This window comes from Fischerella thermalis PCC 7521 (assembly GCF_000317225.1).
GTDB classification, from domain to species: Bacteria; Cyanobacteriota; Cyanobacteriia; order Cyanobacteriales; family Nostocaceae; genus Fischerella; species Fischerella thermalis.
Window position 1 is genome coordinate 19645 of the sequence record NZ_AJLL01000014.1, and the last position, 22121, is coordinate 41765.

Genomic DNA, 22121 nt, shown 5'->3' on the forward strand with positions numbered 1-22121 from the left:
GTTTACAATATCTAGGGAACAATCACAACCAAGCACCACAACCGGAGATAGTTAGTTATGCGACTCCTACACACAATGCTGCGTGTTGGCAATTTGGAAGAATCGCTAAAGTTCTACTGCGATGTTTTGGGAATGAAGTTGCTACGAAAAAAAGATTATCCAGGGGGAGAATTTACTCTGGCTTTTATTGGTTATGGTGAGGAAAGTGATCACACAGTTATCGAACTAACTTATAACTGGGGTGTGGATAAGTATGATTTGGGCAATGCTTACGGTCACATTGCCATCGGAGTAGATGATATTTATGCTACCTGTGAAGAAATTAAAAAACGTGGTGGTAAAGTAGTGCGAGAACCGGGGCCAATGAAACATGGTTCTACAGTAATTGCTTTTGTAGAAGACCCAGATGGGTATAAAGTAGAACTTATTCAACTGGGTACTCAAGGTTCTGCTGTGAAACAGGAAGAACAAAAACTTGTCACTCAGTAATTCTGAGGCAGAATTGCAGGAGATAGAATTGAGCGTCAAGCAATGCCGACAACAGAGGATTCGTTCGCCCAAATTCTTGGCGGGGGGTTTAGTCGGTTGGGGCGTCCTTAGCCACATGTGCTTACCCGCAAAGGCGGATTCTCTGCTACTTCAACCGTCGCCAGAAACTCAAAGCTCTGACTCTAGCTTACAAGTAGTCATTCCAGAGGATAGTATCGCCACAAATAATGTGGAAGTATTACCTCCAGACACTGATGTGAGTGTTGGGCAAATAGAGTTTTCAACCATAGCAAATTCTGAGTCGTTAGTCAAAGATGAAGTGTTTGGTAATCTTGACGTTGATTCTGATTTACGAACACAGCAAACTTCAGTCTCAGAATTGTCTGATGTTCAGCCCACAGACTGGGCTTATCAGGCATTAAAATCACTCGTGGAAAAATATGATGTCATTTCTGGTTACTCAGATGGTACCTTTGGTGGTAATCGTCCCATGAGCCGTTATGAGTTTGCTGTTGCTCTTGCGGCTACTTTATCTAAGGTTGAAGATATTATTGCTGATAGGATGAGCGATCGCTTTATCCAAGAAGACATGATTGTCTTACGGCGGTTGCAAAAAGAATTCCGTTCGGCTTTGGATGACTTACAGCAACGGGTTGATAATTTAGAAGCACGCAACAGCGAATTACAAGCACACCAATTTTCTACGACTACGAAACTACACGGTGAAGCAATTATTGCTTTGACTGATGGTACTGATGCTAACAAAACTGTAGTTTCCCGTTCTCGCTTAACCCTCTCCACTAGCTTCAATCAACAAGATGTACTTGTGACTCAACTAGAAGCTGGTAACAATGGTGGAGATGCAATTAGTTTGGCACAACAACAGGAAGATAATTTGCTGGGAACCACTGGTTTTATTACCAATGGTGGTGGACTTGATTATGTGGAAGTAGACTCTGATCTCAGGTTGAGACGCTTACACTATACTTTTCGTCCTTCCCAAGATGTGGCGGTGACAGTGGGTGCAAAAATGTTACCACGAGATTTTATTGACCATAATAAATATGCCAATAACGAGGCGGTTGATTTTAGTTCTAGCTTTTTCCTGAATAATCCTCTGATTGTCCAAAATCAAATTGATCGCAATGGCGGTGCAGGTGCTGCTGTGCAGTGGAACCCTGGCGATGGTCAATTCACGGTGCGATCGCTCTACATTGCTGCCGATGCTGACCAACCAGATTTTACCAGCACACAAGGGGGTTTGTTTGGCGATCGCTATCAAGCTAGTGTGGAAGTTGAATATTTACCCAGCGATCAGCTAGCCTTGAGACTGCAATACACAAATGCCCTGATTAACAATACACACATTAACGCCTTTGGTGTCAATGCCGAGTATAGCCTCAATCGGAATGCAGGCATTTTTGGACGCTTTGGATTTGGTAATTACAATGGATATAATACCGCCATCAATGAGGATTTAGATTTACATCCGGTGACATGGGCTGTAGGTGTGGGTTTCCGTAACCTCTTGCTTCCCGGTACTGTTGCGGGTATAGCGATCGGTCAGCCTTTTGTCAGCGAAGATTTAGGAAATGCCACTCAGACAAATTTTGAAGCCTTCTATAATCTCCAACTCAGTGACAATCTGAGTATCACCCCCACATTTTCATTAGTAACAAACGCCGATAACGATAGTTCTAACGGCACTATTTGGCAAACCACCCTCAGAAGTGTATTTTCATTTTAAATTGTTGATAGTTGGTTGTTGGTTGTTGATTGGTACTTCCAAACAACCACAAACTAATATAAAAACTGCAACCGTAGATACAAGCGGCTGCAAGCAATTCATGCTGGGATAATATTCTAAGACAAGTACGTCCGTAGTTTAAAATCCAAAATCTAAAATTGTAAAGATGCAGCCTACAGATCCAGATAAATTTACAGATAAAGCTTGGGAAGGGATTGTTAAATCTCAGGATATAGTACGTGCTTATCAACAACAGCAATTAGATGTAGAACATTTAATTATTGCTTTATTACAACAAGAAAATGGTTTAGCAGCACGAATTCTTAACCGTGCTGGTGTAGATGCTAACCGTTTGCTACAACAACTAGAAGAATTTACCCGTCGTCAGCCCAAAGTTGGTAGAAGTGATCAGCTTTACCTGGGGCGTTCTTTAGATACTCTATTGGACGTAGCCGAAGAAGAAAGAGTACGGATGAAGGATTCTTACATCTCCGTAGAACATATCCTGCTGGCTTTTGTCGAAGATGAACGTGTCGGGCGACGGATAGTTAAAGGCTTTAATCTAGATACTGCGAAGTTGGAAGCTACGATTAAAGCAGTCCGTGGTAGCCAAAAAGTCACAGACCAAAATCCCGAGTCCCGCTATGAAGCTTTGCAAAAATTCGGTAGAGACTTGACAGAACAGGCAAAGTCTGGCAAGCTCGACCCAGTAATTGGACGGGATGACGAAATTCGGCGGGTTATTCAAGTATTGTCCCGACGTAGTAAAAATAACCCCGTCTTGATTGGTGAACCAGGGGTTGGTAAAACTGCGATCGCCGAAGCTTTAGCACAACGGATTGTGAATGGTGATGTCCCGGAATCTTTGAAAAATCGCCAACTCATCGCCCTGGATATGGGTAGTTTGATTGCTGGGGCCAAATACCGGGGTGAATTTGAAGACCGCCTCAAATCAGTTCTCCGGGAAGTTACGGAATCTAACGGTCAAATTGTCTTATTTATCGATGAGTTACACACCGTTGTCGGTGCAGGTTCCGGGCAACAAGGTTCAATGGATGCCGGAAATTTACTCAAACCGATGTTGGCACGGGGAGAACTGCGGTGTATAGGTGCTACCACGTTGGATGAGTACCGTAAATACATTGAAAAAGACGCTGCTTTAGAACGGCGTTTTCAACAAGTATTTGTAGATCAGCCCAGCGTGGAAAATACAATTTCTATCCTGCGGGGACTCAAAGAACGTTACGAAGTCCATCACAACGTCAAAATATCAGATTCGGCGTTGGTGGCAGCTGCTACTCTCTCTGCTAGATACATTAATGACCGCTTTTTGCCAGATAAAGCGATCGATTTAGTAGACGAAGCCGCCGCCCAACTGAAAATGGAGATTACCTCCAAACCAGCTGAGTTGGAAGCGATTGACCGTCGCCTGATGCAGCTAGAGATGGAAAAGCTGTCCTTGGCGGGAGAAGAAAAGGCTGTACCGCAAACGAAAGAGCGTTTAGCGCGAATTGAACTAGAAATTAGCAATTTAACCGCGAAACAGCAGGATTTAAACGGGCAATGGCAAAGTGAAAAGCAGCTATTAGAAGCGATTAGTGCCTTAAAGCAAGAAGAAGAAAAGCTCCGGGTACAAATAGAACAAGCAGAAAGGGCTTACGATTTAAATAAAGCTGCCCAATTAAAGTATGGCAAGTTGGAAGGAGTGCAACGCGATCGCGAAGCCAAAGAAACCGAACTCCTGAAAATTCAGAGTCAAGGTAAAACCTTGTTACGGGAACAAGTCACTGAAGCGGATATTGCCGAAATCGTCGCCAAATGGACAGGAATTCCCGTTAATAGTTTGTTGGAGTCGGAACGGCAAAAGTTACTCAAACTCGAAAGCCACCTACACGAACGAGTCATTGGACAACAGGAAGCCGTCTCAGCCGTTGCAGCCGCCATTCGTCGCGCCCGGGCTGGGATGAAAGATCCTGGCCGTCCCATCGGTTCATTTTTATTCATGGGACCGACGGGAGTGGGGAAAACAGAACTCGCCCGTGCTTTAGCGCAGTTTCTGTTTGATTCCGATGACGCCCTGGTGCGTTTAGATATGTCTGAGTATATGGAGAAACATTCGGTTTCTCGGTTAGTGGGTGCGCCTCCAGGATACGTCGGCTACGAAGAAGGCGGGCAACTTTCGGAAGCAATTCGCCGCCGTCCCTATTCGGTGGTGCTGCTGGATGAAGTTGAGAAAGCCCATCCGGATGTGTTTAATATTTTGCTACAAGTGCTTGATGACGGTAGAATTACGGATAGCCAAGGGCGAACCGTTGATTTTCGCAACACCGTTATTGTCATGACTAGTAACATTGGTAGCGAACACATCTTGGATGTTTCTAGTGATGACTCCCAATATGAGAAAATGCGGAACCGGGTGATGGATGCTTTGCGATCGCACTTCCGCCCAGAATTTCTCAACCGTGTTGATGATTTAATTATCTTCCATGCCCTTAACCGCAGTGAGATGCAGCAAATCGTGCGTATTCAACTCAAACGGGTGGAATATCTGCTTAGAGAGCAAAAAATATCTTTGGAAATATCTCCCGCTGCCTGTGATTATCTGGTGGAGGTGGGGTACGATCCAGTTTACGGCGCTCGTCCAATAAAACGGGCAATTCAAAGAGAAGTTGAGAATGCGATCGCTACCAAAATTCTGGAGAATACGTTTATTGCTGGGGACACGATAATCATTGACAAGGGAGATAGCGGGTTGAAATTTAGCAAGAAAATTTCCCTGCAAGTATCAATAGTTGCCAACACAGTACAACTGATAGAGTCATCATCTGAAAATTGAAAAAACTAAAAGAATGAGCAGCAAGGGGAGAGGAAAGAGAATACATCCTCTCCCTATACTTTTTGCAACTACTCTATTCAACTGATTTTGATTGAAAGTATTTTAGATGAAGTTAGTTTTTATAGCTGGCTGGGAATAATTAGATTATAGGATTTGATATTCCCTAAAAGCAGTATAATCATGTCTTTTGACTTCACTGTTGCCATACCTACCTACAACGGCGAAAGCCGTTTACCCAAAGTCCTAGAGAGATTGCAAAACCAGACAGGGGTAACACATTTAAAGTGGGAAATTATAGTTGTCGATAATAATAGCACAGATAATACAGCAAAAGTTGTTCGAGAATACCAAGCTATTTGGCACAAGGATGTCTCCTTTCAATATTTTTTTGAAGCTGAGCAAGGATTTCCTTTTGCCCGACAAAGAGCTATCAAAGAAGCAAATGGAGAATTAATTGGCTTTCTTGATGATGATAATTTACCTGCACTCAACTGGGTACAAGCAGCATACACATTTGCAAAAGAACATCCGCGAGCAGGAGCCTTTGGCAGTAGAATTCATGGTACATACGAAACAAATCCACCGGAAGAACTGAAGCCAATAATTTTTTACTTGGCTATTGTTGATAGAGGCTCACAACCCCTCATATACGAACCGCGGAAAAAAGGATTTCCCCCTGGTGCAGGATTAGTTGTTCGTCGGAATGTTTGGAAGCAGCATGTACCTTCTCGGCTTTTTTTAGTTGGTAGAGCTGGAACATCTTTCATGCCAGCTGGTGAAGATACTGAAGCACTATTGTACATCCATAAAGCTGGCTGGGAAATTTGGTATAACCCTGCTATGGAGATTGAACATGTTATACCATCATGGCGATTAGAAAAAACTTATCTTATGACTCTGATGCGGAGTATTGGTCTAGGTCGCTTTCATTTGCGGATGTTATCACTACATAGATGGCAAAGACCTTTTGCTTTTTTTATCTACTTAATAAGTGACTTACATAAGCTGATAATTCATTTCACTAATTTTAGAAAATTTGCACAAGGTGAAATTGTTGCCGCTTGTGAGATGGAACGACTCATTGGTACTCTAATAAGTCCGTTTTACTTAAGTAAAATCAAACTGATAAATTTTATGAATCGTCATTGATAATCATTAGAAAATACGTCTATTCATGGGTATTTCTTTATGAAGATAGGTTATGTAACTACCTACGATGTTCTCAACCCCTCAAAATGGGCAAAATTTAATTTAGGAAATTATGGTTCAAATCACTACATATTTAAAACTTTAATAAATCAAGGTTTAGCAATTGAAACTGTAGGAAATTTTCAAAAAAGATACTCTTGGTTAACTAGACCTAAATGGAGTTTTTATAGAAATTTTTATCATAAAGATTATTATAGATGGGCTGAACCAATAGTCTGTAAAAATTACGCATACCAAATCATAAGAAAAATTGATAAATTAGATATAGATATAATTTTATGTACAGAAGGAGCTGCACCAGTAGCTTATTTGAAGCATCAAAAACCACTTGTTATTTGGATAGACACAGTTTTAGCAGCATTAATTGATGTTTATCCGTATCTAAGTAATCTTTGCAGAGAAACTAGAAATAACATTTATGTAATAGAAAAATCTGCTTTGGATAGAGCGAAATTAGTTATTTTTTCATCTGAGTGGGCTGCTCAAGAAGCTATAAGGATTTACAAAATCAACAGTGACAAAATCAAAGTCATTCCTAGAGGAGCAAATATAGAATTAAAGCCAGAGAGAACCATTGAAGAAGTTAAAACAATAATCGCTTCAAGAGGGGAAAATTTTTATAAATTTATATTTATTGGTGTTGATTGGATAAGAAAAGGAGGAGAAATAGCTTTAGCAGTCAGTAATGAATTAAAAAAAAGGGGTTTTGATATTGAATTTAGAATTATAGGAGACCTACCGAAAAACACGAAAAGTCTACCAAATTTTGTAAAGTTAATAGGATATATAGATAAATCCACAGTTCAAGGGAAAGAATATTTTTATAATTTACTTGCAGATTCTCATTTTCTAATTTTACCTACTCAAGCAGATGTTACTCCCAATGTCTTAATTGAAGCTAATGCTTTTGGAGTTCCTTGCTTAGCAACAAATTTAGCCGGTATTCCTACAATTATTAAAGATGATGTTAATGGTAAAACTTTTCCTATGGATGCTAAAATATCAGACTACTGTAATTACATTATTACTTATCTACTTAATTATTCAAAATATGAAAATTTAGCTCTTTCTTCTTTTAATGAGTATAGAAATCGCTTAAACTGGTTGGCGGCTGGTCAAAGGGCCAAAAATTTATTTATGAATTTATTATCTTCGTAAAAAAGTCCTCGAACATTAAAGCAATGCATTTAGAAAGTTAATAGGTAAGGCAAAATATAATTATGCTTGATTCTAGGTTAGAAGTTTGCAATGTATTCTGTTTTTTTGCTTGAGAATGTAATTTAAATTACTATTTTTTATATCATTACTAGGTAGGGAAATCCGAATCGCCATTATAGGGCAAACAGTGCTATTAAGAGGGTTTAATTACCTAAGTAGAGCTTTTAAAATTCTGATTGTTCGCAACTTTGCTCCTTCCTACACTCTAGTAACAGAGAGTGTTAGTGTATTCTTGTTTGAAGATCACTAAAGCGTTTGGTATTTTTCATTAGAGATTATGCTAGAACAAGGAACCATCAGTATTCATACTGAAAATATATTCCCGATTATCAAGAAGTCTCTTTACTCAGATCACCAAATCTTCTTGCGGGAATTAATATCCAACGCCGTCGATGCCATACAGAAACTGAACATGATATCCCGTGCTGGAGAATACTCTGGCGATATCGGTGAACCAGAAATTCAAATTGCTATAGACAAAAACAATAAAACCCTCTCCATCACCGATAACGGTATCGGGATGACAGCAGATGAGGTGAAAAAGTATATTAACCAAGTTGCTTTCTCTAGCGCCGAAGAATTTATTCAGAAGTATAAAAGCACATCTGACCAGCCTATTATCGGTCACTTTGGTCTAGGCTTTTACTCTTCCTTTATGGTGGCGCAAAAAGTCGAGATTGATACCCTATCTTACAAAGAAGGAGCGCAGGCTGTTCACTGGACTTGTGATGGTTCGCCAGAGTTCACCCTAGAAGAATCATCTCGTACGGCTCGTGGTACAACAATTACTCTCCATTTAATGGAGGAAGAACTAGATTATTTAGAATCTGCACGCATCAAAAATCTTGTCAAGACTTACTGTGATTTTATGCCAGTGCCAATTAAACTGGATGGCGAGGTGTTAAATCGACAAAAAGCACCGTGGCGTGAGTCTCCCAGTAATTTAAGTAAGGAAGACTATATAGAGTTTTATCGCTACCTCTATCCTTTCCAAGAAGACCCCCTACTATGGGTGCATTTGAATACAGATTATCCTTTTATCATCAATGGTATTCTGTATTTTCCGAAACTAAGACCGGATGTTGATGTTACCAAAGGGCAGATTAAGTTATTCTGCAATCAAGTTTTTGTCAGCGATCATTGCGAAGAAATTATTCCCCAATTTCTTTTGCCGATGCGGGGTGTAATTGATAGCAGTGATATTCCTCTAAATGTATCACGCAGTGCTTTGCAGACCGATCGCACCGTTAAGAAAATCGGTGATTACATCGCCAAAAAAGTAGGCGATCGCCTTAAAGAACTCTACCGCGACAACCGCGATCAATATATCAGCGCTTGGAAAGACCTCGGTACTTTCGTTAAATTCGGGGTGATGAACGATGAAAAGTTTAAAAAGCAAGTCGAAGACATCCTAATTTTCCGCAGTACTGCTGAGCTATCAAACCAAACTGCTTCCGAAACCCCAGCCGTACAAGTACAATCCGAAGGGGAAGACGTTTGGCAAGATGTCACTCCCCCTGCATCTTCTGGAGGTGATTCCTACACAACCCTCAAAGAATATTTAGAACGCAACAAAGAACGCCACAAAAACCGCGTTTTCTACTGCACCGATGAAGCAGCACAAGCCACCTACGTAGAACTTCATAAAAAACAAGGCTTGGAAGTCCTGTTTATGGACTCCTTCATCGACACCCACTTTATTAATTTCCTCGAACGTGAATTCCAAGATGTCAAATTTACGCGTGTAGACTCTGACTTGGATCAAACTCTCCTAGATAAAGATCAAGCTACAGAGATAGTTGATCCCAAAACAAATAAAACCCGCAGTGAAGTGATTAAGGAGTTATTCGAGAAAGCACTCAACAAACCTAAATTAAACATCCGTACTGAAGCCTTAAAATCAGATAATCCCCAAAGCACACCTCCCGCAATGGTGTTGCTACCAGAGATTTTGCGTCGCCTCCGGGAAATGAATGCACTCATGCAACAGCAAACGGTAGAGTTTCCCGAAGAGCATATTCTGTTGGTAAATACTAGCCACCCCCTGATTCAGAACTTAGCAACCCTTAGTCAAAGTAGTATTATTCAGGGTGGAGGTGAATCACCTACAGGTCAGTTAGTTAACATGATTTGCCAACATATTTATGATTTGGCACTGATGTCTCAAAAAGGATTTGATGCTGAAGGAATGAAAGGCTTTGTTGAACGTTCTAATGAAGTCTTAACGAAGTTGACAGAACAAGCAACTAAGTAACCCCCATTAAGGAAGGATAAAGTTATACCTGTCTTGAAAATGGGTGTGGGGGTAGTTTGGGTGTAAGAATTTAGGAGGAGATATATTTTCATCTCCTCCTTGTGAATATAATTGCCTGTGGGGTCTTGCACCTGTTTCTCAACCACCTCAATAGCTTTCTCCACCACCCGCAAGCAGCTATACAATAGAAGATCGTGTTCAAAATAAATCGGAGATTATCCTATGTCTCGTCGCTGTGATTTAACTGGTAAAAAGGCCAATAACGCCTTTGCAATTTCCCACTCCCACCGCCGCACTAAGCGTATTCAGAATGCCAACCTGCAAAGCAAGCGCGTTTGGTGGCCCGAGGGTAATCGTTGGGTGAGACTCAAATTGTCTACCAAAGCTATCAAAACCTTAGAAAAGAAAGGTTTAGCAGCTATGGCTAAAGAAGCAGGGATTAATCTCAATCATTACTAGGCAGAAAATTGAGTAGTTCGTAACTATGTTTGTAATGAGGCGCTTTAGCCTCTAAAACAAGCTTTCACGTTACGAATTTATCAAACACTGTACAAAAAATCATTGGGCAAAATCCCATAGTACAGTCGTTACTCAATGAAGAAGTTTTTCATCTCCCTGTAAATGGGGGATGAAGGCAAATAAAAAGGTAAAAATATAAATTATCCAAGAGTTTAGGTCTATTTACTTACAATAGCAAAACCCAGTTACTCAAAAAAATTGGTTTAGACTGGGACATTTTAAACTTTTCCTGTATTTTCGTGCATGATTGAATGTATTTTATTTTTGAATTTTCTTAATAAAAGGGTGGAATAAAATATCTTTCAACTTGCCAAACATTTTTGATAGTACGTAAAATTCATTCTGAATTGCATGACAACCAATATAAGATTCAAAACCGTCTAATGGTCTTTTTTGTTCTATATAAGAAAACTGACCTTTAATTTTATCTTGCCATTTTGAAGTATGCCTAGTAGCAATACTAAATATATATATCGAAGCATTTTTATGACTATTAAAGCTTAAGTATAGTAGAGACATACCATTCTCCTCAAACATTCTTTTTATAGTTAGTGGAGTAAATCGCCAGTAGTCTCCATAATTTGTGTGCATTTGCTGTAGAAACGGGACAACCAGTATTACGACATCCCTACTCATCAAACATAGGTTCTTGAAAGCAGTATTTACTTGATAAATATGTTCTAAAACTGTGTGATTGAATACAACATCAAATTTATTGATTAGTTCATTTGGTAATTCACTAGCTAAATCCAAAAAAAATTCATTCTCTAATCCTTGAAATCCCATTGCTTCAGGCTTATAGTTGGTGATCGTATAACTACTAGCATTTATAAAATAATCTTTATACCGTTTGCCCTCTTTATCAGCATCTTGCCAACCACTAACATTTACAATATCTCCATCAAAAAGATGAGCAAATTTTTTTAGTTCTCGATTTGACCAAATTCTTGCAATCAAATACTTTCTATCTATAAAAATGGATGAAAAATTTTCAGCTGCTCTATTTGCTGGAAACATTGGGTATTCTCCATTGCGTACGTAGATTGGCATCCTATTATAATTTATACATTATACTTTGATGATATTTCAGTTGTCTAACACCACTCTCCTTAATATAAAGAAGAAGAGATCAAATGCATAATATAGTAATATTACTTAAATTTAAGCGATAATCGCTACATAATAAATTTAAGACTTTGTCATACTTACTTGCCATTATAGTATTGAGGCATTAGAAAGCATGGGCTTCATATCAACAAAAGTCAGACATCTGTTCGTACTGAAGGCTGAAGCCTCCACCATAAACCTTTCATTTATTTATACCTAACTACTTAATTTTTAGCAGGTTGATAATTTTACTATCACAAGTGGGTACTATAAGCTTACTTTGCTAAAAACATAGTCATCAAGTGACTTCGCTCTGAAACAAAATCACAAAATTGGATGTGAAGTTATGGCGTTATTATCCTTTGTCGGTTATAAATTAAATTATTCAGATAAAATAGAAATTTTCTGGATAAATAATAAGAAATTATCAAAAATATAAATTCAAGATTTTTTATTTATGTTGCTACTGCATTTATGTTTACGTTTATATCTGGCAGTAGCTATATAAATAAAGCTTTGCACAGTGCCTGCGAAATTTATCGAAAGGCTGAATTTCTAATTGCCCATAAAATAGACACTCAAAAAAACTTAGCAGGAAATTAGGTTATGTCTCCAAAACGCAAGTTAGTCAGGAAAATACAAAAAATATCTCAAAAACTTTGCAATAATTCTTCACCAATAATGAAAGAGCAAAGTCTATGGCTACTGCGATGTTTCTTAATAACTAGGAGACAATCAGATTGGATAAATGCAGGCTTTGTGTTACCAACAGTGGTAATGGTATCGTTGGTGGTAGTGCTACTAACTACTGCTATCTTATTTCGGTCTTTTGAACGTTCTAAAAATGCTAGTAATGTTCGCGTGAATGAAGCTGTTTTAAATGCAGCATCACCTGCTTTAGAAAGAGCCAAAGCAAAAATAGATCAACTATTTAAAGATCCACGGCTTCCACGTTCAACTCCGTCTGACTTTTCATTAACTCAAGTTATTGGTGAGAATATCAGTGAATTCACATTTGGTGATGAAACACCGCTCAAAGTCGTGAAAGATTTTAATTCTACAAGTGGTATTCAAGATGAAGAGACTCTGAATACAGCATGGAAATACCCTGTTGATACTGATAATAACGGTAAATTAGATAGTTATACCCTTTATGGTATCTATTTTCGTACTCCTACTAGTAATAGACCCAGAAATCCCCTAGAAGCAAGAACACAACCCATGGACGAAGGTGCAACTGGTGGTAAATGTCAGAGTGATGTTGCTACTAGCGCCGATTTAGTAGGTAGTCAGGGCTGGTATAAAGTTGGTAGCAAGCTAAAAAGAAGCTTGTTTATATACACTGCGACCGTACCGATCACTGATACAACAGGCTTGGGTAGTAATTATGAAAAGTTCAGTGGCAATAAAGGTTTTGTAGCGTTGGAGTATCAACAGGACAGAGAAAGAATACCTCTGAATAATAATGCAGTTCTTTATGAAAATGATCTAGAGATTGCACCAGGATTTGGTATCAACATCAATGGACGTATCTTCACAAATGGTAATTTGTTGACAAGGCAATCCGGTACTGCTGCTTCTAATACCATTAGATATTATCTGGTCAGCAGCCCAAAATCGTGTTACTACACAGAGGAAAATAGCAAGATAATTGTAGCTGGCAATGTCATCAATAGCCGTGTTGATGAAAGCTCCTCCGGTTCTGGTGTTTTTGTAGATTTGTTCAATCAAGGCTATGACGTAGATAATATTGCAATTGTCCAGGATAAACTTGACAACACAAAAAAAACCGTACCAGCGTCAGTTTACGGAAATACAGCAGCCTTCAATGATGAGGCCTATGCTAAGCGAATTGACCATCTAGTAGCAGTAACAAACGCTACTTATCCAAGTAAAACCGCTCTGCCTGAAGAAGTTCAACAGCAAATTGACCGACAAATTGCTGCTGATCCGACTTTAGATCCAGCTGCGGTACGTGATGAACAGCTAAGGATTTACTTTAGAAAGCGAACTCGGCGTGTTCCCTACGCAGAGATTCCTTTTAATAGTAATCCTCTGAAATATACACTTGGTTCTACTAGCTATGATTATGAAACAAATAGCCCGCTACAAGGAAGTGGTAACTCTCTACGACCGGTAGATGCATGGGTTTTTCCTTATGATCCCAGTGATGGTAAGACGGCTTCCAACTATGCCAACATTGACATTAAAGATAACGGTACGAAGAAACTTCATCTGTCGGCAACCGATCCAGCAGTACAGGTGAATTTAGGTAAAGAAGAACGAATCGGCGATCGCGTTTTAGTAGGTAACAATCTGCCGCAGTTTATATACAGTACAACTAAAGGTAAATTTGTTAGCTCCGAAGAAGGTCAGGTAATTTCTGGCAAAGAATGGGATAACAACACTAATCAGCGCAAACGCTTCACCCAAGCTTACCAATTAGATGATCTAGGAATGACTGATCGGGATGGCTTTTGGGAAAAATCAGCAGCACAAAAACCCCAAGGATCACTGGATGTGGTTGGAGGACTGCGAGTGATTACGGGAGCAGGAATTTACTTACCCAATGACTATAATCCTAGCGATAATACTTTTACTGACACCCAAAAGATTATTTGGCCAGATTATATGCCAATGGGTGTTACCACCAAGCCCGAGGGCTTACCCGATGACAAAACACCATACCTGCGAATGCGGGCTACGGCGGTTTATCATTACCAAGACGATTCCTACGATCCTAAGACTCCAACTGATTACCAAACACCGATCGCTTGTGTCAGTAGCTACTACGATCCTACAAACAGTACGACAGCCAGAAATCAAACAGGTTTACCAGATGTTAGTTTAAGAGATAACTATAGAAACTTAACTGGATTGCCCAACGTTAATGACAATCCAGGCAAATCCCACAACGGTGTCGTCTACTCCGCTTCCTCTCTATCAACAACAGGTTATGAAGCAGAATTGAATTACCAAGCACAGTTAAAGTACCCCAACGGACGGTTGGTAAATGAACAGCTTAAAAAGGCCTTAGACAAAATAGCAGCTAGTAAGTCACTAACCTTAGCAGAACAATCAGCAGTTGATTCTGCAATGTGTGCTTTAAAGATTTTAGATGGCACAATTGGCAGTCCTACAGACTCTGCAATTCCTCATGGCGCGATTATGGAAACTGCTTTTTTGGATGCAAGGCAGATAAAGGCTATTGATAAATCGGCATCGGGAACAAGCTACGATTTAGATGTAGAACTGCGACAGCCATTAGAAATTCGTGCCACGATTATAGATCTAGACCTGTTACGCAGAAAATCAAAGACAGGTGGAGAGTTTCTATTTCCAAATAGTGGCATTATTTATGCCACCCGTGATGATGCACTGCCAGACGCTAGCAATGCAAGTAAAGATGTAAGTGCTACTGACTTTAGGTTAGACCCAACTCGGCGGCCTAACGGCATTATGCTAATTAATGGCAGTGACTTGAGCCGAAATAGTACTTATAAACCTGAAGAAAAAGGTCTAACTCTAGCATCAAACCTACCAGTTTACATTAAAGGGAATTTTAACATCCACACACAAGAAGAGTTTACAGATATTCTCTTGAAATCTACTAACAGCTGGGGTAATGACTTTTACAAACGTAAAACATTGAATCCACAATTTGCTTGTCGCCCGGGTCAATTTTCTGGTTGCACCACTGGTGAAACATGGCGATCAGCCTCGGTAATAGCTGATGCAATTACAATTTTGTCAAAAAACTTCCGCTTGGGCTTCCGCCAAGAAGGTGACTATGACTTAAGAACTAATTATGATGTCATCGATAAAGATCGTAATCCGGTGTTTGTTACTTTTGATGCTGATGGTGATGGTGACAAGCCCTTGGGAAATGTTGACGAGACAAAGTTTGGCTTTGATTTAAATGGTGATGGAGATGCAGCCGATACAACGGTTTCTGAGACTCAAATCACAGCTTCAGCTGCTGCTAAAATCAATGGCTTTTGGGATAACAACTTTGTCACTAGTTTTCCTTGGAAAGATAATAATAGTAGCTACGGTAATCCTACAGATTTAGATAATAAGCCCATCCAAAGTTCCTACTTCAACAACTTTGTTACCCCAATTCAACGTCGGGTACCTTTTCCAGAGTATGTCATGGAACTTTGTCGTAAACCAACAATTACAGCTTGTGGAGCTAGTGATTGGAGTGTAGGTTATGCAGCTGGTAGCACTGTTGACTGGGATTACAAGGCAACGGATTCGGGTACAAAGCGTATATTACCAAATGATTCTAACTTTACAGTTGATAAACTAGGAGCTGGTACTACAGCTAGACCTGCCTTGAATGCAGCAGACCGACATTTTCCCCGTCGTGTTGCCTTCCTCAGAGATAGTAACGGTAATTTAATCCTATCTGGTGGTAGACCAATTCCTTTGGGCATAAAAGGTACTGATAATCCCTCTGATGGAAAGACAGATAATGCAGGGCAGGTAAACTACTATCCTTACACTAATACTACAATTGCAGGCACTCCTTACCCTGCATACAGTTCTAGTAATCGACCCAGATTACATCAAAGAGCTCTTTGGTTTAAAACAGATAAAAGTAACACTGCCAATTATGGCCATAGCTACCCTCTGTGGATTGAAAATCGCAGTAGCCTCAGTGGAACAAGAGTCACAGAGCAACCGCTTTTAATACCAGTTCTACAAATTCAGTATCCATTGACATCGCCGAGTAGTAATACAAGTACGCTCAACGACAGTGGTGATGCGAGGACTACAGGTAACTGGATGCAAACCGCTACACCTACAGAAACCAATCTCGTCTTTGCTCAGGGTGATACTCCAGGACGTCCAGTTGAAAGCAATGGTGGTTTAGAAAACTTTGTACGTTATTTAGAGCGTTGGCAAAATGGTCCTAATAACACCGACCTTGTTAACCACATAGCCGCTGGTGCTTTTATCCAGTTTAAACGTAGTTCTTTTGCTACAGCACCGTTCCAAGTATTTACTGAAACATACAATAATTCTTCTACAGGGTACAGTTCTACAGGAACTATTTTTGGATATCCTCAAGCCTACAGACTGAGTGTTAACCAAACCAATAATGATAGATTTGGTCGTACACCCTTTTATACAGGCTCTCAACGTCTCTGGGGTTATGACGTAGCCTTGTTAACTCAGTTACCTGATTTGTTCTCGCAACGCTTTACCTCACCTGCAACTAACCCTCCTAACGAATTTTACAGAGAAGTCGGAAGAGATGATGCTTGGGTGAAAACTTTGCTATGTGCTGCTCAAGACAGCAGTACTGGTGGTTATGAAAATGCTCCTTCCACGATCTATGGAAGTAATTACAAATACGCTCTTAGCCAAGACCAACGTGGTACATGCCCTTAATTTCATCTAGTTCTGCATTTAACGAAAAGCTAGGATTATTTAATTGCTGAGATATGATTCACCACAAACAACAGCAACTATCCCTGTCCAGTCAGTTAGGTTTTACTATCATTGAGTCATTAATAGCAATAATTGTTGTTGCTATTTTACTAGCAGCGATCGCCCCTGTGATTGTTTTGTCTGTGGGAACACGAGTGCAAGCAAAGCGTGTTGAGTTAGCTACAGATGCTGCCAAAACCTACATTGACGGTGTTCGTTCTGCAAAGATTGTAGCACCTCCGATCAGCAAAAAGAATGATCCGCCAATACCAGCACCCTCAGGAACTTTATCTTGTCCGACAACAGGAAGTGCTATCTGTTCAATATCACCTGCTTCTACACTATTTCAACTGTATTGCGTAGATGCAGATACAGGAGGCTGCACCCAGGATAATTCTAAAGACATGATCATCCAAGCATTTGGATATAACGCCAATTCTACTAATGCTGATGATGGCTACAGATTAGGATTGCGAGTATACAGAGCAGATGCTTTTCAAAGCGGCGTTACATTGAAAGCATCTCCTGATATTAAGCAACAACGAAGTTTTACTGGTGGGAGTGGTTTATCACCAATACAAGCTCCTCTGTTGGAAACATCAACAGAAATATCTAATAAATCAACAACATTCAGTAATTTCTGCGATCGCTTAAAAAATAAGGATAATTCTCAATCTCAATGTTAAATCTTCGTAACCTCAAGGGGAAAATGTAGTGTTATGAATCCATTCAAATGGATTTTGATGAATCAGCTGAAACACTTTAAGAGCCAACAAAAAATCAGTGGATTTACTCTGATTGAATTATTAGTTGCTCTGCTCCTTGCCTTTCTTGTGATTACACCTTTATTAGGATTCATGATCAACATCATGGACACAGATAGGAAAGAGCAAGCCAAAATAAACTCTGAGCAAGAAATCAAAGCAGCTCTTGATTTTATAGCACGTGATTTGCAGCAGGCAGTTTTTATTTATAACGCTGATGGCATTAAAGCCATTAGAAAACAACTACCTAAGTATGATCAAAAAGATAATTACTTTCCTATTCTTGTCTTTTGGAAACGTCAATTTATCCCTGGCGCACTAACAGTAGGAAGTGGAACAGATGATACTTTTGTTTACTCATTAGTTGCCTACTATTTAATAAAAGACAATAACCCTACATGGTCAAAAGCAGCGCGAATTGGCAGATTTCAAATCAGTAATGGCTATGGACTGACTGATGCTGAGCGAGAAAGTACTCGCGATCCAGGTTTTCAATTATTCGATCTCAAAGATGAAGGTGATTTGAAAACCAAAATGAATAAATGGACAAAAAAGACTGGTGAAAACTATACCCAAGATATTCTGCCACTGGTTGACTACATTGATCAAACACCTATTGGTACTACAAATACAGCTCCAACTTGCTCTATGGGTGAATTAATACCAAAATATTCTGGCAGTGGAGATGATGTTGCTACGGGCAATGTAATAACACGTGGCTTTTACGTCTGTGTAGACTCAGACAAGACTGTTGCTGAAGTTTATTTACGTGGTAATGCTTTGGCTCGTATTCAGCAAAACAATCTTAACTTCCATCAAAACATAGAACAAAACAAAGTTTATTTTCCGCAAGCCAGCATACGTGTAAAAGGACGTGGATTCTTATTTACTCAGTAAAAATTCTCAAGTTTGTAAAATCAGGGCAGCTTAACTATGTGTGGCCTAGTTGTATGCGTAAGATTATTGATTGCACAATCAAAATTTGATTCCGACTCCACTCAATCTAAGGCAGGGTATTCCCTGATTGAGCTTTTGGCAGTGGTAGTGATAATTGGAGTTTTGGCAGTGATCGCAGCACCCGGCTGGATTGCTTTTGTCAACAGACAACGGTTAAATAAAGCTAATGATGCTGTTTTAGCAGCACTCCAAGAAGCCCAGCGAGAAGCGAAAAAGGAAAAGCTCAGTTACAGTGTTAGCTTTAAAACTGACAATAATATTCAAAAATTTGCTATATATCGTGCAAAAAACTCTGATGGTACAAATGCTGTTCCTAATAGTTCGGATTGGGAAAATTTATTAGGGGATTTAGATATTAAACCCGGACAGCTAGTTATTGGAACTAACATTACAGGTGAAAATACCAGCAGTAGTACTGTCAGTTATGCTTCTAATCCTGTATTCAGTGCCACTAGCAAACCACAAACGATAACATTTGATTACATGGGTGCTTTAGACCTAACAGTTAAAACCAAAAATGATGGTTTGACTGCTGTACAAAATAGTAAGATTGGTAATAAAGGCTTAATTGTAGCAGTTGCCATAGCTAAACCTGGTAATCCTACTCAAGCAACTAATACAAAGCGATGCGTAATTGTAAAAACTCTTTTAGGTTCACTACAAACAGGCAAGGATACTGCATGTGAGTAACAATTTTATTATCAAAAATAATATATAAATTTAGTAATTACACGGGACACTAATATGGCACCTGAAGTTGAAAATAGTTTATCAGGTGCTTTTTTATTTGGCGCTCAGATTATGCATATTGACTTTACTGTAGCTATCCCTACTTATAATGGCGCAAGCCGTTTACCTGAACTACTAGAAAGACTGCAAAATCAAATTTCCACTGAACACTTTTCTTGGGAGATTATTGTTGTAGATAACAACAGTACAGATAATACTGCTACTCTTGTTCGCAGTTATCAATCTTCTTGGCAATGTTCCTATCCCTTAAGGTATTGCTTTGAACCAAAACAAGGAGCAGCATATGCTCGCAAAACAGCTATTGAACAAGCCAAGGGAAAATTTATTGGCTTTTTGGATGATGATAACTACCCAACTTATAACTGGGTTGCAGCAGCTTATGCTTTCGGTCAATCTCATCCAGAAGCAGGAGCTTATGGTAGTCAAATTCATCCAAAATTTGAAGTAGAACCACCAGAAAATTTTCAACGAATAGCCCCATTCTTGGCTATTACAGAACGAGGTAATTTGCCTCTTTTATATTCGTCTCACAAAAAATTGCTTCCACCATCTGCGGGGCTTGTTGTTTGCAGAAAAGCTTGGTTAGAAAGCTTACCGAAAGAAACTATTTTGTCTGGTAGAGTAACTGGCAATATGCTTACAAGTGAAGACTTAGAAGCATTATCTTATATTCAAAAATCAGGTTGGGAAATTTGGTATAATCCAGCCATGGAAATTTATCATCAGATTCCTTCTTGGCGTTTACAAAGAGAATATTTAATTCCTTTTTTTCGTGGAATTGGACTTAGTCGCTACATAACTCGCACAGTCAATTTAAAATCTTGGCAAAAACCAATAGCTTTAGCTGCTTACATGCTCAATGATTTACGTAAGATTATTATCCATTTACTCAAGTATCGCTGGAAAATTAAAACTGAATTGGTAGCAGCGTGTGAAATGCAACTTTTTATAAGTAGTTTCATTAGTCCTTTCTACCTATGGAGGCATGGATATTTACAGCGCTACCTCTCTAAATAAAGTGCATCTGTTCCCTTCACCTCCAATATTAAGTGAAAAAAATTTTCCCTGTCTTCTTGGATATTACATCAGCTTTAGGTGCAAGACATCATAGTTAATGATACCCACAACAAGGAGATGAAAAATTATTATTTGGAAACTAATATTAAAAGATTAGTTTTTATAATTATTCGCTTCTTTTAATTAAAGTAAAAAAATAAATTAAATATCCGGATTTTTTAGTAAATCCCAGTAACTAGCAATAGACGTGTTAGTTATTGTTTATAGTTAATGTACGATTTTTTTTACAAAAAAAACAGGAACTATGGATTTACTTTCCTGGAAAATTTAGTCACCATATTTATAGTAAGTATACTATCTATAATCGTTGTACCTCATTGGTTAGTTTTTATAGAAAGTCAACGGCTCAACGTTGCCCAAGATGAAATTTATCGAGCTATGCGTCAAGCTCAAAACGAAGCCACAAAGCAAAAGTTAAGTTGGCAAGTTAGCTTTCGCGAACAAAACAATCTTATTCAATGGACAGTGCATCAAGCTCAAGCAGGACAATTTATTCCTAGTGCTATTAGTACCAACGATAAGTTATGGCATAATCTCGATACTAATATTCGTATTGCTCAAGAAAAAAATCAGAAAGGTAAATACGAAACAACTTTCAGAAAGCATTCTTCACAAAAAGTGTGGCGAGTAGTATTTAACTATCAAGGCTGTCCAATTTATGAAGTTGGAGATGAATGTCTTCATACATCACTAAAATCACTAGGACAAATTACCTTATACAGTCAAAACGGTGGTAAAGCAAAGCGTTGCGTTTATATTTCTACTCTTTTAGGAGCAATACGTATGGGAAAAGACCATATCAAAGCTAACGAAAATGGCAAGTATTGCTATTAAGATATTATTGGTTGAATTCAAATATATATTGCGTGCTGAAATCACCCAAAATTGCCAAGCAGCACTTAATAATTTTTACTCGCTATCCAGAACCAGGTTTGACAAAAACTCGGCTGATACCTGTTTTGGGGGCTGGAGGTGCTGCAAATGTTCAGCGCCAGATGACTGAGTATACCCTATCTAAGGTTCAAGAATTGCAAAAAGCGATCGCCATCTCTGTGGAAGTACGCTTTAGTGGCGGTGATTTGGAATTAATGCAAAATTGGTTAGGAACTGATTTAATTTACCAGTATCAAGGTGAGGGAGATTTAGGTCAGCGGATGACGCGATCACTTTTAGATGCGTTTGATGCAGGTGCGCGACAAGTAGTCATTATCGGCACTGACTGCCCTGGTGTCAATGCCCAAATTCTTGCTCAGGCTTTCACAAAACTTCAGCAGTGGGATATAGCGCTTGGACCAGCAATAGATGGTGGTTATTATCTAATCGGTTTGCAGCGTCCTTTTTTAGAATTATTCGTTGATATAGACTGGGGAACTTCCCAAGTCTTGCAACAAACTGTGGCTATTTGCCATCAACTTAATTTATCAGTGGCTTATTTGCCAAGTTTAGCTGATGTTGACCGTCCAGAGGATCTGTCTATTTGGGAACAAATTTTTGTTGGTTAGTGGTTAGTGGTTAGTGGTTATTATTCTACTCCCCACACTCCACGCCAGTTGCTCTTTGTTGGAAACCAACAAGACTGCACTGGCTCCCCCACTCCCTTGTCTCCCTTGTCCCCTTTCGCCAATCCCCAACTTCCTAGTTATCACTCAAGCTCTAGGTATTAGTAATCACTATAATTTATCTGAGGACAGGCTCAATTGTAAGTGTTACCTTGGTGTATTGATAATGACATAGAAAAATAATTACCGACTTAAA

General features: G+C 39.2%; 15 protein-coding genes. 14 read left to right on the forward strand and 1 reads right to left on the reverse strand.

Annotated elements, in window-relative coordinates; all coding sequences use genetic code 11:
* Window positions 1–57: 57 nt before the first annotated feature.
* From gloA to rpmB, 7 genes are all read left to right on the forward strand, one after another.
* Window positions 58–489: a lactoylglutathione lyase gene (gene gloA, locus UYK_RS0104265; RefSeq protein WP_009459773.1), complete on the forward strand. Its 432-nt coding sequence runs from the start codon at window positions 58–60 to the stop codon at window positions 487–489.
* A gap of 28 nt (window positions 490–517) precedes the next feature.
* Window positions 518–2236 carry an iron uptake porin gene (locus UYK_RS0104270; RefSeq protein WP_009459774.1) on the forward strand — a complete coding sequence of 573 codons (1719 nt, stop codon included), beginning with the start codon at window positions 518–520 and terminating at the stop codon, window positions 2234–2236.
* A 166-nt stretch (window positions 2237–2402) separates the two neighbouring features.
* On the forward strand, window positions 2403–5072 hold the full coding sequence (clpB, locus tag UYK_RS0104275; RefSeq protein WP_009459775.1) for an ATP-dependent chaperone ClpB: 2670 nt from the start codon (window positions 2403–2405) through the stop codon (window positions 5070–5072).
* A gap of 180 nt (window positions 5073–5252) precedes the next feature.
* A complete protein-coding gene (gene hpsE, locus UYK_RS0104280; protein WP_009459776.1) occupies window positions 5253–6221 on the forward strand; it encodes a hormogonium polysaccharide biosynthesis glycosyltransferase HpsE in 969 nt (322 codons plus the stop codon).
* Window positions 6222–6260: 39 nt separating this feature from the next.
* The gene (locus tag UYK_RS0104285) at window positions 6261–7439 is read left to right on the forward strand and encodes a glycosyltransferase family 4 protein (RefSeq protein WP_009459778.1); all 1179 of its coding nucleotides are present in this window, start codon (window positions 6261–6263) and stop codon (window positions 7437–7439) included.
* A 337-nt stretch (window positions 7440–7776) separates the two neighbouring features.
* Window positions 7777–9753 carry a molecular chaperone HtpG gene (gene htpG, locus UYK_RS0104290; RefSeq protein WP_009459780.1) on the forward strand — a complete coding sequence of 659 codons (1977 nt, stop codon included), beginning with the start codon at window positions 7777–7779 and terminating at the stop codon, window positions 9751–9753.
* 222 nt (window positions 9754–9975) lie between these two features.
* Window positions 9976–10212 (forward strand): 50S ribosomal protein L28, encoded by a 237-nt coding sequence (gene rpmB, locus UYK_RS0104295; RefSeq protein WP_009459782.1) that lies wholly within the window; start codon window positions 9976–9978, stop codon window positions 10210–10212.
* A gap of 318 nt (window positions 10213–10530) precedes the next feature.
* Here rpmB and UYK_RS0104300 read toward each other — a convergent pair whose 3' ends face one another.
* Window positions 10531–11289 (reverse strand): class I SAM-dependent methyltransferase, encoded by a 759-nt coding sequence (locus tag UYK_RS0104300; RefSeq protein ID WP_016870964.1) that lies wholly within the window; start codon window positions 11287–11289, stop codon window positions 10531–10533.
* Between the two features lie 696 nt (window positions 11290–11985).
* Here UYK_RS0104300 and hpsA point away from each other — a divergent pair.
* The 7 genes from hpsA to UYK_RS0104335 all read left to right on the forward strand — a co-directional run bounded on the left by hpsA (window position 11986) and on the right by UYK_RS0104335 (window position 21868).
* Window positions 11986–16779, forward strand: a complete 4794-nt coding sequence (gene hpsA, locus UYK_RS0104305) for a hormogonium polysaccharide biosynthesis protein HpsA (protein ID WP_026086355.1) — start codon at window positions 11986–11988, stop codon at window positions 16777–16779.
* Window positions 16780–16832: 53 nt separating this feature from the next.
* Window positions 16833–17504 carry a hormogonium polysaccharide secretion pseudopilin HpsB gene (hpsB, locus tag UYK_RS0104310; protein ID WP_016870966.1) on the forward strand — a complete coding sequence of 224 codons (672 nt, stop codon included), beginning with the start codon at window positions 16833–16835 and terminating at the stop codon, window positions 17502–17504.
* A gap of 33 nt (window positions 17505–17537) precedes the next feature.
* A complete protein-coding gene (gene hpsC, locus UYK_RS0104315) occupies window positions 17538–18479 on the forward strand; it encodes a hormogonium polysaccharide secretion pseudopilin HpsC (protein WP_009459789.1) in 942 nt (313 codons plus the stop codon).
* Between the two features lie 36 nt (window positions 18480–18515).
* Window positions 18516–19229, forward strand: a complete 714-nt coding sequence (locus UYK_RS0104320; RefSeq protein ID WP_009459791.1) for a pilus assembly FimT family protein — start codon at window positions 18516–18518, stop codon at window positions 19227–19229.
* A 111-nt stretch (window positions 19230–19340) separates the two neighbouring features.
* Window positions 19341–20306 carry a hormogonium polysaccharide biosynthesis glycosyltransferase HpsE gene (gene hpsE / locus UYK_RS0104325; RefSeq protein ID WP_180962863.1) on the forward strand — a complete coding sequence of 322 codons (966 nt, stop codon included), beginning with the start codon at window positions 19341–19343 and terminating at the stop codon, window positions 20304–20306.
* A gap of 270 nt (window positions 20307–20576) precedes the next feature.
* A complete protein-coding gene (locus UYK_RS0104330) occupies window positions 20577–21200 on the forward strand; it encodes a pilus assembly FimT family protein (protein ID WP_009459795.1) in 624 nt (207 codons plus the stop codon).
* A 32-nt stretch (window positions 21201–21232) separates the two neighbouring features.
* Window positions 21233–21868 (forward strand): TIGR04282 family arsenosugar biosynthesis glycosyltransferase, encoded by a 636-nt coding sequence (locus tag UYK_RS0104335; protein ID WP_009459797.1) that lies wholly within the window; start codon window positions 21233–21235, stop codon window positions 21866–21868.
* Window positions 21869–22121 lie beyond the last annotated feature (253 nt).